The sequence below is a fragment of the Undibacterium sp. SXout20W genome (assembly GCF_049340285.1).
In the GTDB taxonomy this organism is placed as follows: Bacteria; Pseudomonadota; Gammaproteobacteria; order Burkholderiales; family Burkholderiaceae_D; genus Undibacterium.
This window is the reverse complement of sequence record NZ_JBMPPH010000048.1, coordinates 13,316-29,020: the sequence shown is the minus strand read 5'-3', so window position 1 is coordinate 29,020 and position 15,705 is coordinate 13,316. Positions and strand designations below refer to the sequence as shown.

12 protein-coding genes and 1 pseudogene are annotated in these 15,705 nt (G+C 45.8%); 11 read left to right on the top strand and 2 right to left on the bottom strand.

The genetic code is table 11. The features are described 5' to 3' along the window. The 8 genes and pseudogenes from ACO0K1_RS17470 to ACO0K1_RS17435 form a co-directional block, all read left to right on the top strand. Window positions 1–117: pseudogene (locus ACO0K1_RS17470) on the top strand (IS30 family transposase); the annotation flags it as partial. Between the two features lie 371 nt (window positions 118–488). Beyond that, complete coding sequence (locus ACO0K1_RS17465) at window positions 489–1,688, top strand: toxic anion resistance protein (protein ID WP_423028040.1); 1,200 nt, start codon at window positions 489–491, stop codon at window positions 1,686–1,688. A 22-nt stretch (window positions 1,689–1,710) separates the two neighbouring features. Further along, window positions 1,711–2,997 carry a VWA domain-containing protein gene (locus ACO0K1_RS17460; RefSeq protein WP_423028038.1) on the top strand — a complete coding sequence of 429 codons (1,287 nt, stop codon included), beginning with the start codon at window positions 1,711–1,713 and terminating at the stop codon, window positions 2,995–2,997. Window positions 2,998–3,197: 200 nt separating this feature from the next. Continuing rightward, a complete protein-coding gene (locus tag ACO0K1_RS17455) occupies window positions 3,198–3,965 on the top strand; it encodes an FHA domain-containing protein (protein WP_423028036.1) in 768 nt (255 codons plus the stop codon). 86 nt (window positions 3,966–4,051) lie between these two features. Next, window positions 4,052–5,449, top strand: coding sequence for a hypothetical protein (locus ACO0K1_RS17450; RefSeq protein ID WP_423028034.1), 1,398 nt, complete (start codon window positions 4,052–4,054; stop codon window positions 5,447–5,449). Next, window positions 5,446–6,627: a hypothetical protein gene (locus tag ACO0K1_RS17445; RefSeq protein WP_423028032.1), complete on the top strand. Its 1,182-nt coding sequence runs from the start codon at window positions 5,446–5,448 to the stop codon at window positions 6,625–6,627. Before ACO0K1_RS17450 ends, ACO0K1_RS17445 begins: the two co-directional genes overlap by 4 nt. A 105-nt stretch (window positions 6,628–6,732) precedes the next feature. After that, entirely contained in the window at window positions 6,733–8,982 is a 2,250-nt protein-coding gene (locus ACO0K1_RS17440; protein WP_423028030.1) for a tetratricopeptide repeat protein, read from the top strand. A gap of 18 nt (window positions 8,983–9,000) precedes the next feature. After that, entirely contained in the window at window positions 9,001–9,972 is a 972-nt protein-coding gene (locus ACO0K1_RS17435) for a PP2C family protein-serine/threonine phosphatase (RefSeq protein WP_423028028.1), read from the top strand. On the opposite strand, the gene ACO0K1_RS17430 is transcribed toward ACO0K1_RS17435, so the two are convergent. Beyond that, window positions 9,954–11,993, bottom strand: a complete 2,040-nt coding sequence (locus tag ACO0K1_RS17430) for an ATP-binding protein (RefSeq protein ID WP_423028026.1) — start codon at window positions 11,991–11,993, stop codon at window positions 9,954–9,956. The genes ACO0K1_RS17435 and ACO0K1_RS17430 overlap by 19 nt on opposite strands. A 32-nt stretch (window positions 11,994–12,025) precedes the next feature. Continuing rightward, window positions 12,026–12,901, bottom strand: coding sequence for a phosphate/phosphite/phosphonate ABC transporter substrate-binding protein (locus ACO0K1_RS17425; protein WP_423028024.1), 876 nt, complete (start codon window positions 12,899–12,901; stop codon window positions 12,026–12,028). Window positions 12,902–13,182: 281 nt separating this feature from the next. On the opposite strand from ACO0K1_RS17425, the gene glp reads away from it, so the two are divergent. The 3 genes from glp (at window position 13,183) to ACO0K1_RS17410 (ending at window position 15,259) form a co-directional block, all read left to right on the top strand. Further along, window positions 13,183–14,391 (top strand): gephyrin-like molybdotransferase Glp, encoded by a 1,209-nt coding sequence (gene glp / locus ACO0K1_RS17420; RefSeq protein ID WP_423028022.1) that lies wholly within the window; start codon window positions 13,183–13,185, stop codon window positions 14,389–14,391. A gap of 152 nt (window positions 14,392–14,543) precedes the next feature. Beyond that, window positions 14,544–14,801 carry a molybdopterin converting factor subunit 1 gene (gene moaD / locus ACO0K1_RS17415; protein ID WP_423028020.1) on the top strand — a complete coding sequence of 86 codons (258 nt, stop codon included), beginning with the start codon at window positions 14,544–14,546 and terminating at the stop codon, window positions 14,799–14,801. A gap of 2 nt (window positions 14,802–14,803) precedes the next feature. After that, complete coding sequence (locus ACO0K1_RS17410) at window positions 14,804–15,259, top strand: molybdenum cofactor biosynthesis protein MoaE (protein WP_423028019.1); 456 nt, start codon at window positions 14,804–14,806, stop codon at window positions 15,257–15,259. Window positions 15,260–15,705: the final 446 nt, after the last annotated feature.

The following is a 15,705-nucleotide window of genomic DNA, read 5'->3' as shown; positions in this document are numbered from 1 at the left end:
TGGGCGATGAACAGCTTAAATCATCGTCCCAGAAAATGTCTCGGCTTCAAAACGCCGCACCAAGTATTTATGAAGCAGTTACAATCGCATCAACATGTGGTTGCACTTCGAAATTGAATCCGCCACTGATTTATGACAAAAAAAGACCTCTTTAGCTGAAATTTATATGGATATTTACAGGTAATGACATTGAGCCCGATGAAAAAATCGATTTTAGTACCCCACGCCTCTGGTCGTAAAAAGTAGTCTGTTAGAAATGGATTGTTTGATGTTGATTCGAATTTGCCAATTTTTGAAAATTCCTCGGTGAAAAAAAAGAGTAATTACCGTTTCAATTAATTTAATGTAATGACATGATGCTATTTGTAAATGTTGATTTGGTGTTGCCGGTGTATCTTGCATCGATTGTTGTGTGAATAAGATGTCGTAGCAATGTCTTGGCGATGTCTTAGTCGTATTTTCTGATGAAATAATTGCGGAGTTACAAGATGAGTGAGTCAAAAACAGAAACCGAATTGATGGTTTCGCCATTGAATACAGCTTCTTTATATGACGGTAACCCGCCAATGTTGCATTATGAATTGCAGGCTGATCGTCAAATTGACTTGAATAAATTTTCTGATGAGCAAAAAGCGCGAATCAACCAAATTGCAACCAGTGTCTCTTTTTCAGACACCAATAGTCTGATGTCATTCGGCGCAGATGCGCAACGTGAACTGAGTAAGCATCTTGATCAGTTATTGGAAGGGATGCGTACCAGCGAGGCAGGACGTGCAGGTGAGATTACAATTGCACTTGCAACGACACTGAAAGATCTGAATTTACCAAAAATCAAACAAGAAGTGGCTGGTCAAAACAGCCTGGCAGAGCAATTTGGAAAAATCCCTTTTGTCGGTGAATGGTTTTCGGCTTTACGCGCTTTGCAGCAAAATCATAAAAAAATTACCGAGCATCTTAATGCGATTGAGCAAAAATCGCAGGCGCAACTGACCACACTCAGATCCACTAATGAAAAATTAGATCGATTGGTACACGCTAGTATTGAGCATATCAAAAATATGGAGCTCTATATGGCCGCTGGTCAGATACTGATCAAGCGTGCAAGGCTGGAGTTCGAGCAAAAGCGTGTCGCAGTTGAACAATCACGTGATGTCGTAGAAATTGCCAAATTGCGTGATTTTGCCGAGCAAATTAATGCCTTTGAAACGCGTATTGTTCGCATGCATATTGCACATAGTCAATCGATCGTCTCTGTGCCGGAAATCCGGGCAACGCAAACTGCTGCGACGATAGAAATGAATAATGTCATGGACAGTATTTTGTTCGATTTGCCAGCGTTGAAACGGGCAATAGTGAATGTTGCCGCATTGGCTGAAACAGCGAAGGCATCTAAAGCGACAGATGCACGACGCGCATTATCAAGGGAATTAAATGGCATTGGTAGTGATCAGTTGCAAGACGCCTATTTGAGAGCAAAAAATAGCCAAGGAGATTTTGCTGCAGATATTGCGGCCTTATCGCAATCAGCAGATAAATTATTGCAGACCATTGCGCTGGGACGACGTCTGGATATTGAAAATGCAGACAAGCGAGAAAAATCGATTAATGATTTAAATGCGCTGAATCATAAATTTACAAATGGTCTGCTGGAATCTGGTGATCAATTTGTACAAAAACTTTCATCCTGAATGACCATTTTCGGAGTGTTGTATGTTTCGTATTCAAGGTTTTTTTAATCCCTATTTATCTATTGGTCAATCGCGTCTTGACGCAGTATTGACGATTTCTTCTGATGTGAGCGTTGTCCCTAATTCTGGTGGACGTAAAATTGTTGGATTCGTTCTCGATGTATCTGGTTCGATGGGCGGTGAAAAACTGTCGCAGGCAAAAAATGCGGCACGTCGCGGTATCGATATGCTGTCTGAGGATATGTGGTTTTTTGTTGTTAGTTTTTCCGGAAATGCTCAGGTCGTTGTGAAAGCGAGCCCGGCGACGGAGGCAAATAAAGCTTTTGCACATAACGCGATTCAAGGTTTGCGTGCCTCGGGTTCCACGTCAATGTCCGCGGGTTTGAAAACAGCCTATCAACAAGTTAAAAATAGTGGCGCGATAATGGCGAGCGTTTATTTTCAGACGGATGGTGAAAATGGTACCGAAGACAGTAGCTATTTGGCCAACGTGATTGAGGAATGCAAAGGTGTATTTCAATGTGATTGCCGTGGTATCGGTACTGATTGGAAACCAGCGGAATTGCGCACGATTGCTTCGGCCTTGCTTGGTACCGCTGACGCTGTTACCGATCCGGCAGGGTTGGAGGAGGATTTGCGGGCATTCCTTACTCGTTCGATGTCAAAGGGGATTTCTGGTGCGGTGTTGCGTGTTTGGTCGCCAAAGGTAGTCAAGCTACTTACCGTAAAACAAATGAGCCCTGACATTATCGACCTGATGCCAATTGCAAAACGTGTTGATGATAAAACCTTGGATGTACCGCTTGGTGCCTGGGGCAATGAAGCACGTGATTTTCAGGTGGCATTTGAATTGCCTGCCGGCGTAGCCAATGATGAAGTGCTTGCTTGTCGTGCCAGCGTTGTTTATGTCGACGCCGGCGTCGAAGCAAAAGTCGCTTGTGATCCGATTGCTGTTAAATGGTCGGCAGACGATATGCTGACGACGCGCATCAGCAAAGAAGTGGCGCATTACACCGGACAAAAAGAATTGGCTGATTCAATTCAAGAAGGTCTGGAAGCAAAAGCTCGTGGCGAAGAAGATAGGGCGACACGCCTATTGGGGCGTGCTGCACAATTAGCACAAGAATCAGGTAATGAAGAAGTCACTCGTCGGCTGAAGAAGGTTGTCGATGTGATTGATGCTGATGCTGGTACTGTACGATTGAAAAAAGCGGATAAAGCGGCAGACATGGAGTTGGAATTAGGGGGGACTCGCACTGTTCGTCGCCGCACTGGTAGTGCGGTTGCACAGGTCGGCGCCGATAATTGATTTTCGATGCAGTAACGGAACGCAAAACGTGAAAAAAAGGCGACAACATTTCAGACTTTGAACGTCGATATTTTGTCGTTGATTTTGTCGGTAATTCACCATCTCGAAACTTACATTAGATCATTTAATCTATGAGCAATATTTGTCCTAAAGGCCACTTTTCTACGGATACAGACTATTGTTCCGACTGCGGTACACCGATGACGGTATCGTCAGCGAGTAAAAAGCCGGCTGCACCGACACTGGCAATTTCTAATGCTGATATCAAGCATAAAGAGGGGTTTGGGATCAGTGATTGCCCAGATTGCCCCGATTGCATGACGCCACGCCGCACAGGGGCCCGTTTCTGTGAAGTGTGTCGCTATGACTTTGAGCAAGGCGTGTCTTTCAATGGTCTACAGAATTTGGCTGCAAATAATGCCGGTACGATGCCTGATCTCGCGGTGAACTCTTGTGCGGAATCCACCGCACCGCCAGACCAGCCAAAGTTATTGCCACCTGAGGCAGACATCGAGACCCAAAGTACCCCAACGATGCCAACCGCGTCGACGGTTTCGACGGCAACCATCGTTGACGATGATTCTAAATCTGCTGCGCAGGTACAACGCTTAAAACTGCTGATTCAAGTTGATCCTGCTTTATACACAGAACCCGATCCAGGCATTGCGTGTCCCGTCGATGCCCCGACGAGGGAATATCACTTGGATCTGGACGAGCAAACATTGGGACGGCATTTTGAAGGTAAGGGAATACACCCCGAGATTGTCGTGCAAGATCCCGGAATCTCTCGTCGCCATTTGAAATTTATGCGCGACGAAAAAGGAAATATTACGGTGCTTGATGTAGGTTCAGCGAATGGAACTATCTTCAATCAGCAGACGTTGGACGTTGGGGTAGTACGCAGTATCGTTGCTGGCGATGAATTCGAATTAGGAATGTGGACTCGCATCCGCGTTGGAATTCGATAGTAATAGTGTGATCGTCAGCCATCTGGAAATCAAAATGTCTGATCTCAATTTTGAATTTAAGCCCTATTTTTGAAAGATCGCTATTTATGTCTTCTTCTTTGCGTTCATCTGGCTCTGGCGATGTTTCTACAGCCATTGGTGCCGATGTATTGTCCATCACTGAGCTGCGTGAAATTTCTGACGTGCCAAGTCAGTTGAGGATGCGCCAGTGGGTGAGTATTGCGCTGAGTGTTTTTGTTATTATTGCGGCGTTTTGTACTTACCAGAGCTATCGTTTTGTCGCTAATACGGTTGGTAAAGATACTGTGCCTTCGATTATCGCTGCTGAACAAATACGTTCTGGATTGGCGAATGCACACACCCAGATTGCAAATTTATTCTTGTTGAAAGAGGAAATTGACGGTCCATCTGGGCGCGCTTATGTCGCTGCGATCAATCAGGCGCATGATGATCTCTTGTCTGCATCACAAAATATTACCTTTGGCGATGAGGAACGCAAGCCTATCCTTTCAGCCATGAAGCAACTCTCAGAATACGAACGATTGGTTGGGATGGCAATGGTCAGCAAATACCCGCATGATCTCATATTGAAGGCAGATGGTCTCATGCGTGAACACCTCTTGCCGTCGGTAACAGGACTTGATCAGGTCAATTTTAAGCATCTTACCGAGAGTTATACAAATGAGTTGGAAACAGCGCGTCGATACTTCATCGGTTTTTTGCTGTTGTCGGTTTTGCTTGTCATCGTGATGCTGGAAACGCAGGTAAAGTTATATCGCGAATTCAAACGCATACTTAATCCAGCCATGTTGCTAGGATTGACTGTGTTTTTAGCGAGTACCTTTTTGATGATGGTGCAAATCAATAAGCTGACTTCAGAGCTACGTACAGCAAAGGCGGATGCATTTGATTCTGTACATGCTTTATCGCTGGCGCAGGCGATCGCTTATTCCGCAAACGCCCAGGAAAGTATTTTTTTATTGATGAACAATAAAGAAATTCAGACACAACAAACGACTCTATTTATGGGACAGGCAAATCAAATATTTACGTCAAAAATGGGAGCAGCGTCAGCGCTAATTGCCAATCCCAAGGATTTGAAAGGACGTGGGTTTCTGGGGGATGAGTTGGCAAATATTACTTTTCCTGGTGAGCATCAGGCGGCGGCGGATAGTCTTAAAGCATGGGTCGATTATGTTGCCATTGATACCCAAATCCGTCATTTAGAAAATACAGGACAGCATGATCGTGCCGTAGCGCTTTGTATTGGCAAACTTGAAAATCAATCTGATTGGGCATTCGACCGCTTTATATCTGCGTTGAATAAGACAATAAAAATCAATCAAACTGCTTTTGATGAAGCGATATCGAAAGCGATGGCAATCTTAAAAACGATGTCATTCCTGTTGGTCTTTTTATTTTTTGCACCATTGGCAGGTACGGTCATTGGTATTCAACAACGTCTGGTCGAGTTTCGCGAATGACGAACTTTGATGATTTGCTCGCATTATGGCAGCAACGCCTGGCGGTTATCAGCACAAACGCTAACGAGTTATCGGATGCCGAAAGTACCAAGCGCATACGCATAAAGCTTAGAGCCGGTAACTACACTGGATTAAGTAAAGCAAAAGCGGAGTGTGCAATTTCGCAGCTCAGCACGCTTGTAGATGATTACTTGTTGTTGGCGAAAGTGGTTGATGAAGCAAGGAGTATTTCGCATGGCGGTTTGTTGACAGCATGGACTAATGCCAATGAAAAAATTTCTGCTTTACTTGAAGGCCCGTCAATCACGCGAACAACGGTACAGATAGCAATTAAGAATCGTGATTTATTAGGCAATGCGGCTGAAAGTACCAAGCTCACCCCAGACGCTTTGTTACGCCTTATGCAGAATGAATTTGAACAAGCAAGAGAAAGTCTCAACGAACTAGACCTTGCTGAAACAAACGGGTCACTCGCGCTTGCTAATTTGAAGCAAGATTACAGCGTGATGGAGCAGCGTGCACAAACCTTAAATGTAGACTCTGATCGTCCTTCATTCATCGAAATTCAAGGATTGCAATCGGACCCTTTGAGTGCAAGTGATGGTATCGACGCGCTTAAAAGAAGTCTCGAAACCTGGACCGCGAAACTTAATGATCTTGAACGAACCAGAACGGTGGCGATCAGTGAGGTTGAAAGAGCGAAGTTGAGTTTAAAAGATATTCAAGAGCTGCAAGTGATCTATGGATCACAGTATAAGCGACTAGAGGATTTATATGGCGTTCCGGTGGTGGTGAGTTCTCAGACCCCGCAAGGTGCGGCAATCACAATGTTGCAAAGTTGGTGCGAGACTCTTGAGAAGAGCTTGACGGCGGGACAATGGTCAGCCGTGAGAGTTGGCATGAGTCGGCTTCAGTTAGCCATCGCGCAGGCGCAAACGGATTTGCATAGAGCGATTGCTGAGGTTCAGACTCGTTGCGCTGAAGTAGATGAGGTTAAAGGGCGATTTGCTGCCTACAAGGCAAAAGACGCCGTGCTTAGCGCCAAATTTGGTCGTGATGACAGCCGACAACAGATGCAACGGCAAATTGAGTCTGATTTCAATATCCAGCCACTTGACTTAGAAAATTTACGTACGCATCTCGTGCGCTATCAACTGATGCTGAGTAAAGTAATTTAGATGCTGAAACTTAGCGAGAGAGTTGGTTTAAATACCTGAATTTAAATAATTGCGTTAAATACTGAAAATGAACTTTGATTTCAGTAAAAAACTTTGAGGTGATTTATGGTGGCGTCCTGTCAATATTGTGGTGGTGTGGTGGTGGATGACGTGTGTGAGGATTGCGGTAAGCCAGCAATCAAAACCTTGCTTAAGGCGACCACGGGCGGTCTGGATATGTCATCCGCTGTTTCTCAAGTAACCGGCACGGGTGAGGGTTCTTCCGTCAATGTGACTAAGGGCCGAACCCGGAGTTCAAGCCGATTTACCGTCAATTATCCTGTTCGTCGTCCAGAATCAGGTGCCGCAAAAACAACGCGTCGTCGCGCTGGTGTTACCACACACTCGAGCACTCGACGTAATGCGCTTGGTGGTGGGCTGGTATCTCTACCCGATTTACCGAATCAGGACCCCTTGAAGTTATTAATGAGTGATCCCGAGGTGCCTCTGCATAAACGCCACTGCCCTAAATGCGACGCACAGGTCAATCGCGCAAAGGGCTTTTGTCCCTCTTGTGGTACGCCGTACGATTTCGTCGCAAAATTGAAGGCTGGCGATGTGATCGTCGGAAAATATGAAATCAAAGGCCCTATTGCCTTTGGCGGTTTAGGATGGATTTATCTCGGTTGGGATCTCGTTTTGCAGCGCTGGGTTGTGCTCAAAGGCCTTTTAAATGCGAATGACGAAGCCAGTGCTGCTGCCGCTGTCGCCGAGCGTCGTTATTTGGCAGCTTTAAAACATCCAAAAATCGTCGGTATTTATGATTTTGTAAATCATGGTACCGAGGGTTTTATTATCATGGAATACGTCGGTGGGCAGACTGTCCACAGTGTGCGTAAGGAACGTGGCCCATTGCCAGTGACCGAGGCAATTTCTTATATCTTAGGAATTTTGCCCGCATTCTCTTATTTGCACGGACAAGGTTTGGTTTATTGCGATTTCAAACCGGACAATGTGATGATAGAAACGGGTGACGTCAAGCTGATCGATATGGGGGCGGTACGCAAAATTGGCGATCCACATGGCGACGTTTATGCCACGATTGGTTTTGCGGCACCTGAGGCGAGTACAGATCCGATTGCTGTATCGGATTTGTACACCTTAGGTCGTGCCTTGGCTGTATTGATTATGGATTTTAAATTTTCATCCGAATTTGAGTTCTCTTTGCCGTCGCCGGAAGACGTTGACGTCTTGGCTGAAAATGAATCTCTGTACCGATTTTTACTGCGTGCAACGCATACTGATCCGGATGAACGATTTCAAACGGCGGATGAAATGGGCGAGCAACTATTCGGTGTCTTGCGTGAAATTGTGGCCTTGCAAACTGAGCCCAAACCAATCGATAGCAAAGTGTTCACCGGAGATCGATTGATTCAATCGACCGCCCGTGCATTGGCAACCGGGATTAGTCCTTTGTCCTTGCCAAATCCAAGGGTCCGCGTAGAAGATAGAGCGGCGGGTGAAGTCATCTGCATCTTAAGCTTGATGAATGCCACTGAACAACTTAAAGAATTGCAAGAATTAGTGGTCAAGCATGGCGATAAAGCAACTGAGCCCAGATTGAGGCTCGTTGAATTATTGATCTCACATCCTGAGTTGCTCTCGGAGCAGAGAGATAAACTCATTATTAGCACCTTGGATCAGCTTGAAAATGCGGATCCGTTTGATTGGCGTGCTAGCTGGTATCGGGGCTTATATTTACTGACAACATCAGAAGGTGCAAAAGCATTACCATTTTTTGAACGCTGTTATTTTGAAATGCCAGGCGAGTTAGCGCCACGTCTCGCGATGGGATTTGCAGCTGAGATTGCTGATGACGTTGAGCAAGCCTTACCTTATTACGATAGGGTAGGTCGGGTAGACCCTTCTTTTGTCAGTGCCCACGTTGGTGCTGCACGCTGTCATGCAAAAGCAGGACGTTTAATGGAGGCGCTCAGCGTGTTACAGAGAGTGACAGGAAATCATGCTTTACATACCGAAACCCAATTGAGCGTGGGTGAGATGTTGCTTGCGTATCCACATAAGGTCGATCTTAAGGTCATGCAGGTTGCAGAGTTGGCAATCAAGTCGGTGCTGAATTCAGGTGGCTCGGTGTTCCAGATTGCGGGACGCATGATTAGTTTGTTAGTTGCTACAACTAAAAGTACAACGTGGCCTTCTAATGGCACTTTTTTGGGAACTGAATATTCAGAAAACGCTTTAAGACTGACTGCCGAGGATCAATTCAGACACGCTGCAAAATTAGCAAAAACGGTGTCGGAACGACACTATTGGGTTGGTCAGGCAAATCGCGTTCGACCTGTAACTTTATTTTAAGAATTTCAGAGGTGAATAGTGGATTGTAAGCAGTGTGGAGAAGTGCTCGGCGTCGGTTCTTCCTTCTGTGAAGCGTGCGGGGCTGCTAATGGCGTCCCTGCCACATTGACGCCAGATTCGCAAGTTGAGCCGCAGAACATCGGTCAACACGGCGTACCTTGTTTATGTGGTCATGATGATTTTGATGTCGATGGAATTTGTGATAACTGTGGCCGCAAGCAAGCGTATATTGCGCGCCCGGTGACGATACGTTTGAACGACTTGACTGCCAGCGCAACACATCGAGGTTTGCTCCACGAAGAAAATCAAGATGCGTGTGCGATCTTCTCTAAAGATGGCACACTGGGGTTAGCGGTCGCTGACGGGGTATCGACCGCTTGCCGGGCGAAGGAAGCCGCAGAAACAGCGGTGACCATGGCTTTGGATGTGTTGCAACAGAATTCACAGTTAGCGCCTGAACAGCGGCTGCAACTTGCTGTGCGTCTCGCCAACCAGTCAATCTGTGATTTGCCATACGATGATCAGAAACTTGCTGAGCCAGAGGCGACCTTGGTTTTGGCGCTGATCGAAGAAGGGCAGTTGCACTATGCCTGGGTTGGTGATTCGCGGTTGTATGTCATCAAACAGAACGCTGTCTTACAGCTCACGGAAGATGATTCTTGGATGAATCAGCAAATCAAAGCAGGCATTAGTGTTGACGCCGCGAGTAAAGATCGAAATGCGCACTGCATTACCCAATGTCTGGGAATGCGTGACGATACCCCAGATATTCATATCGCTAACATGCCACTTGACGACGATGTTAATGTAGTACTGTGCTCAGATGGTTTTTGGAATTATTGCGATAGTCAGGAAGCAATGCTGGCTTTGTTTGATTCTACTAGCAGCGTTGCAGAGCAATGTGAGCGTCTTGTTGATTATGCGAATCGACAGGGTGGGCACGACAATATTAGTGTCGTGTTGCATCGCTATTATGCGTCTGAAATTTGATCAACTTGTGACGCGACCGACATGAGAACGTCGTTCAAGATCTGGCGATTAATAGGCTTGGTCAGGTAACCATCCAGTCCGGCCTCAATGGCCTCTTGCTGTTCGCTTGCCATCGCAGAGGCGGTCAGTGCGTAAATAGGGATATGATGTGAATGTCCGGTTTCTCGTTCGATGCGGCGGATTTCTCGGGTCGCATCCATACCACCCATGACAGGCATTTGCATATCCATAAGGATGAGATGAAATTGATTATCTTCCCACAATTTCACCGCTTCTTCGCCGTTGTTGGCGATGGTGACCGAATGTCCCAGACGGTTTAATAAAGTCAACATGAGTGACTGGTTGATTGGATTATCTTCTGCAATCAATATTTGCAATTGTCGAATTTGTACTTCTTCTGATGGTGTAATAGAAACAGCATTGATCGTCGTCGCTTTTGTTGGCAATAAAAGTGGAATTTCTAAAGTAAAGCGACTTCCTCGGCCGCTTTCACTTGTCACACGAATACTGCCGCCCATCAGTTGGGCAAGTTTGTTACAGATGCTGAGTCCTAATCCAGTACCGCCAAAGCGTCTGGTCGTGGAAACATCTTCCTGCGAAAAAGCGTCGAAAATTCGATGTTGTTCTGATTCTGTAATACCAATACCTGTGTCGGTAACGCTGATCGCTATTTGCTGCGGGGTAGTCGCGGTTAGTTGGGCAGATAAAGTAATGTGCCCTTCATCTGTAAATTTAATCGCATTGCCGAGCAAATTATTGATAATCTGACTCAATCTGACAGGGTCGCCAAGAATCAATGCTGGTAAAGATGGATCGATATTTTTAATTAGCGATAGATTTTTCTTTTGAGCAGAAAACTCTGCAGTTTTGCTGAGATCAGTGAGTAGATTTGGCAATGAAAGTGGGATGGATTCAAGTTCTATTTTGTTCGCTTCTATTTTGCTGAAATCTAGAATGTCGTTAATGATCACTAAAAGATGGTCGGCCGACAACTTTGCCATTCCTAAAAATTCTTGTTGATCATTGTTTAACGGGGTGTCAAGACACAGATCGATCATCCCAATGATGCCATTCATCGGAGTCCGAATTTCATGACTCATATTAGCGAGAAAAGCACTTTTTGCCTTATTTGCATGCTCAGCGTTTTCCTTCGCTGCAACCAGTGCTATTCTCGATTGCTCTCCTTCTGCGATCAAGGCTTCAATCGTCGTTAAAATGACGGCGATATTTTGGCCTTCTAACGGCTTATCCGAACTCTCAGGCAGCAAACTGATCAGGATTTGTCGAAGGGAATGTAGCGTGTTTTCACGTTCAGTTAATTCATTGCGCAATTGTGACGCGGTATTTTGTAGTTGTATTAGTGTTTGTCGGATTTCCAGAGGCGCGCTGCTAATGAGCGTTTCGTTTTCAAGATCGCGCCCTTCAACCATTCCTAATTCTAAGACTCGGCTCTCTTTTAATTTACCAAGCCAGCTTTGCAAGGGGTACCAAATCAAGACGATGCCGCCGATAAAGCTGGCTAAGGTCAACGCCAATGCAACTTGCATCATCTGCCACATTCGACCTGCAATTTGCACGTTGTCAAAACTTAAGCGTAAGACGCCGTAATCGACGCCGCCGACTTTGATAATGGTATTGTCGTCAAATAAATGCTCTTCAACCCGTTGAGTGATCCATGATGGAATATATTTGTACTCATCGACGGGTTTCTCCCGACTGGTAACAAAGCCTTGTTGTAATGGTATGAACTTCGCAGAAGAGAATTTGGGACTGACGACCATGTGATCAAGAGTGCGCTTGATCGTATCAAAATCACCAATGACAGCGCTATCGGTGACGCTATTGGCGGCGACTTCTAACATTGATTCTGCTGATTCCTGCACGTCTTCAATCTCTTGCGTAAACCGAGTCTCATAATACAGCCCGATACCCGCGCACATAAAAGCGAGCCACGTCACCGTATATAGCGCATACACACGCAGTACCAGAGATTCCGGGAGAAGAAATTTTAATAACCGCACAGCAGCCCCATAGTCAAATTTGCTTTTTTAGATCAGCGTAAATTAGGCGGGATCGTCTGATAGAACTTTCTGTAGTTCGAATACTCGCTACCATCCGAAGGAATAAAGAAAGCCTCATCGCTTAATCCAATTTTTGCTGAAGCCTGCTTTAAGATCAATTTACCAGCAGGATCATCTTTCATGCCAAAGAATGCTGTGGCAACCGCCTTAAGATCTGCCGGATTGACTTTATTAGATGCCATTAAAGGCAAATCAAAGTAGGGTTCAGATTTCCAAAGTACGCGGAATTTTTTCTTTTCGCGATTGGTATAGCTCTCGATAAGTTGTGAGTTGCCGCCGACGGCTTGCACTTGGCCCGCAAATAATTGACCAAATGCGCCATTTTGATTACCTCCAAAAACGACATTAATTTTGATTTTTTGGCTCATTAAATATGCCATTGGGACTTTGTATGCGATTAATGCTTCGGGGCCCGGGAAGGCGACATCTTTGCCATCTAATTGGGTAATAGAAGTAATCGGCGATCCCTCGGGGACGACGATTTCACCAGAGACAGGGGGGATATTGCGGCGGCCAAAAGTTTGCCAGCCTAATTTTTCTCTTTCAGGTGCGAACAGATGGTTGGTAAATGCAAAATCAACTTCTTTTGTCAGTACAAAACTAGTGGTGTCAGCGGAAGTTCTGCCTATTTTGAGGCTGAGATTAACGCCGCTTTTTTCTGAAACATAACTAATGATGGGATTCCAGTAAGCGGCGGTTAAATTGATATCGTACTGGTTTACCGGAGAAAATTTATACGCTGAATCGGTCGCTTGTGCTTGCAAACTGGCGAATACGAATAAACTAGAGCAAAGCCATCGCAGGCTGCGTTTCAAATCAATGAATCCTGGTGCTATATTGGTCAACATGATGGTCTCACTTATTTGACGGAAACGTTGGTTTTTTCTTAAACTTGTATTTTGGCATTATCGTTAGTTTGGCAGCAATTCGTGGCATTGCAATAGAATTTGCAGTTATTTGCATTTAACGCAACCGATTTGTATTTTATTGCTCTGAAAATTCAAGCACCTTTCTTTTTTGATATTGCGTCAGGCTGTTGATGCGCTTTCCTTGGTACTCTTCTCAGTGCTTTTTTCTGTGAGAGACTACAATGCAGGCTGTGCTCGTTATTTTATGAATATTTTCCCTTATGACCGAAAAAAAACCGCTGATGAGTGTCAAGCAGGCGCTTAGTTTTTTAATGGATGCGGTGCGTCCGATACAAGAATTTGAAGTACTGCCAACTCTGGCTGCCTCTGGGCGTGTTCTCGCTCAGTCGCAGACCTCATTGTTGGATGTGCCGCCGATGGATAATACGCAAATGGATGGCTATGCGGTACGCGCCGCGGATTGCGTAAATGGTTCTTGTCGATTGGCGGTGACTCAGCGCATTCCTGCTGGTTATATTGGTGAACCACTCGTAGCTGGTACCGCGGCTCGTATCTTTACGGGTGCGATGATACCGATTGGGGCAGATGCGGTGGTCATGCAAGAACAATGCGTTGCGGAAGGGGATGACGTGATCATTAATCACGCCCCACGACCAGGCGAATGGGTGCGTCGGCAGGGCGAGGATATTCGTGCAGGAGACACCATTTTGCCTGCAGGCACGCGGCTCCGTGCGCAGGAAATAGGCTTAGCTGCTTCGGTTGGCTTGGCTACCTTACCTGTGTTGCGTCCATTAAAGGTGGCGGTGTTCTTTACCGGTGATGAATTGACGATGCCGGGCGAAGAATTAAAACCGGGTGCGATCTATAATTCAAATCGCTTTACTTTGACGGCATTGCTGCGGTCGTTGGGATGTGAGGTTACTGACTATGGCATTGTGCCAGACACCCTGCAAGCAACGCGGGACACGCTGCGTCACGCTGTTCAGGGTCACGATATGGTGCTGACTTCTGGCGGTGTTTCCGTTGGTGAGGAAGACCACATCCGTCCTGCGGTCGAAGCTGAAGGGCGCTTGAACATGTGGCAAATTGCCGTCAAGCCTGGCAAGCCGTTAGCGTTTGGCGAAGTCGGTGGTGCTTTTTTTATGGGGCTGCCTGGCAATCCTGTATCCAGTTTTGTTACTTTCTTATTATTTGTTCGACCGTTTCTATTGCGTATGCAAGGTGTTGAAAATGTAACGCCAACGGCGTATTCGGTACGTGCTGATTTTGACTGGTTAAAGCCTGACCGCCGCCAAGAATACTTAAGGGCGCGAATGAACCCCAATGGCGGCCTCGATCTTTTTGTGAATCAAAGTTCTGGCGTTTTGACCTCGACAGTTTGGGGGGATGGTTTGGTTGAATTGATGCCAGGACAATCTGTGCAAGCTGGTGAGTTCGTAAGGTTCATACCGTTTTGTTCTCTTAATTAACAAATGAATCAACAAATTAATCAACAAATGAATCAACAAATTAATCAACAAATTAATCAACAAATTAATCAGTAAATTAATCATCATATAATTCGTTGATATCGTGTTGATCGTTATCTGATTAAATTCATTGAACAGTTTTTACTTTATTTATGAAAATTCAATTACGTTTTTTTGCCAGTATTCGTGAGAAATTAGGTGTGTCTGAACAAACTGTCGAGTTACCACAAGAGGTGACTTCTGTAGGCGACGTGCGTGCATGGTTGGTGCAACGTGGCGATGTGTGGGCAGAGGTGTTGAGCGCCGACGCGGCAGTGCGCATGGCATATGACCATGTTATGTGTGAACCAGATACCTTAATCGCTGATGGGTCTGAAGTCGCCTTTTTCCCGCCTGTCACCGGAGGTTGAACATGTATGTCAGTGTCCAGATTGATGATTTTGATCTGACGACGGAAGTCAAAAAACTGCGGGAAAATAATCCGACCGTTGGCGCGGTCGTTAGTTTTCTGGGCTTGGTGAGGGATCTCAATGACGGACAAGCTGTGAGTGCAATGGCGCTGGAGCATTATCCAGAGATGACTGAAAAGTCCTTGCACGACATCGTGCATCAGGCAGCCTTGCGTTGGTCAGTGATTGATAGTCGGATAATCCACCGGGTTGGCACATTGTCGCCATTAGATCAAATTGTGTTGGTAGCGGTGGCGTCAAAGCATCGTGGAGATGCCTTTGCAGCATGTGAATTCATTATGGATTTTCTCAAAACGCAAGCGCCGTTCTGGAAAAAAGAACAAACGCCGGACGGAGCGCGCTGGGTTGATGCGCGTGAAAGCGATGAACTGGCAGGTAAAAAATGGTTGCTTGATTAGGTCGTCGACTCTGTAATTCAACATTACTCTGTGGCGCAACCATTGCTTTGGCTAAAGCAGTGAAAGTCAAAAGCGATATTCCGCTGGATACGGATACTTAGTCCTGGTGCGGGTGCAGCCCGCGCAGAAATTCAACCGAGTAGTCATTCAATCGAGCTGAACCACAATCGAGTTGAACCTCAATCGAGCACAAACGCAATCGAGCACAAACGCAATCGAGCACAAACGCAATCGAGCACAAACGCAATCGAGCGAACCTCGCAGCATGTGTCACGCTCTACATGACCCATTCTTTTTCCACATCGTGGGAGTATCCATAATATCTCGCCCTTTATCATTGCTGTTTATGGGCGACATTTTTATACTCCCCGCTAGTATTTTTTCAGACTAGAAATCTTTTGGAACCGCGTAAGGCTTATCTCCGCGGCACACACATAAAGCATTAG

Excerpts from the sequence above, each read along its gene's own strand:
- ACO0K1_RS17465 (WP_423028040.1), top strand. The coding sequence starts at position 489 with ATGAGTGAGTCAAAAACAGAAACCGAATTGATGGTTTCGCCATTGAAT.
- glp (WP_423028022.1), top strand. The coding sequence starts at position 13,183 with ATGACCGAAAAAAAACCGCTGATGAGTGTCAAGCAGGCGCTTAGTTTT.
- ACO0K1_RS17460 (WP_423028038.1), top strand. The coding sequence starts at position 1,711 with ATGTTTCGTATTCAAGGTTTTTTTAATCCCTATTTATCTATTGGTCAA.
- ACO0K1_RS17440 (WP_423028030.1), top strand. The coding sequence starts at position 6,733 with ATGGTGGCGTCCTGTCAATATTGTGGTGGTGTGGTGGTGGATGACGTG.
- ACO0K1_RS17425 (WP_423028024.1), bottom strand. The coding sequence starts at position 12,901 with ATGTTGACCAATATAGCACCAGGATTCATTGATTTGAAACGCAGCCTG.
- ACO0K1_RS17450 (WP_423028034.1), top strand. The coding sequence starts at position 4,052 with ATGTCTTCTTCTTTGCGTTCATCTGGCTCTGGCGATGTTTCTACAGCC.
- ACO0K1_RS17455 (WP_423028036.1), top strand. The coding sequence starts at position 3,198 with ATGACGGTATCGTCAGCGAGTAAAAAGCCGGCTGCACCGACACTGGCA.
- moaD (WP_423028020.1), top strand. The coding sequence starts at position 14,544 with ATGAAAATTCAATTACGTTTTTTTGCCAGTATTCGTGAGAAATTAGGT.
- ACO0K1_RS17410 (WP_423028019.1), top strand. The coding sequence starts at position 14,804 with ATGTATGTCAGTGTCCAGATTGATGATTTTGATCTGACGACGGAAGTC.
- ACO0K1_RS17445 (WP_423028032.1), top strand. The coding sequence starts at position 5,446 with ATGACGAACTTTGATGATTTGCTCGCATTATGGCAGCAACGCCTGGCG.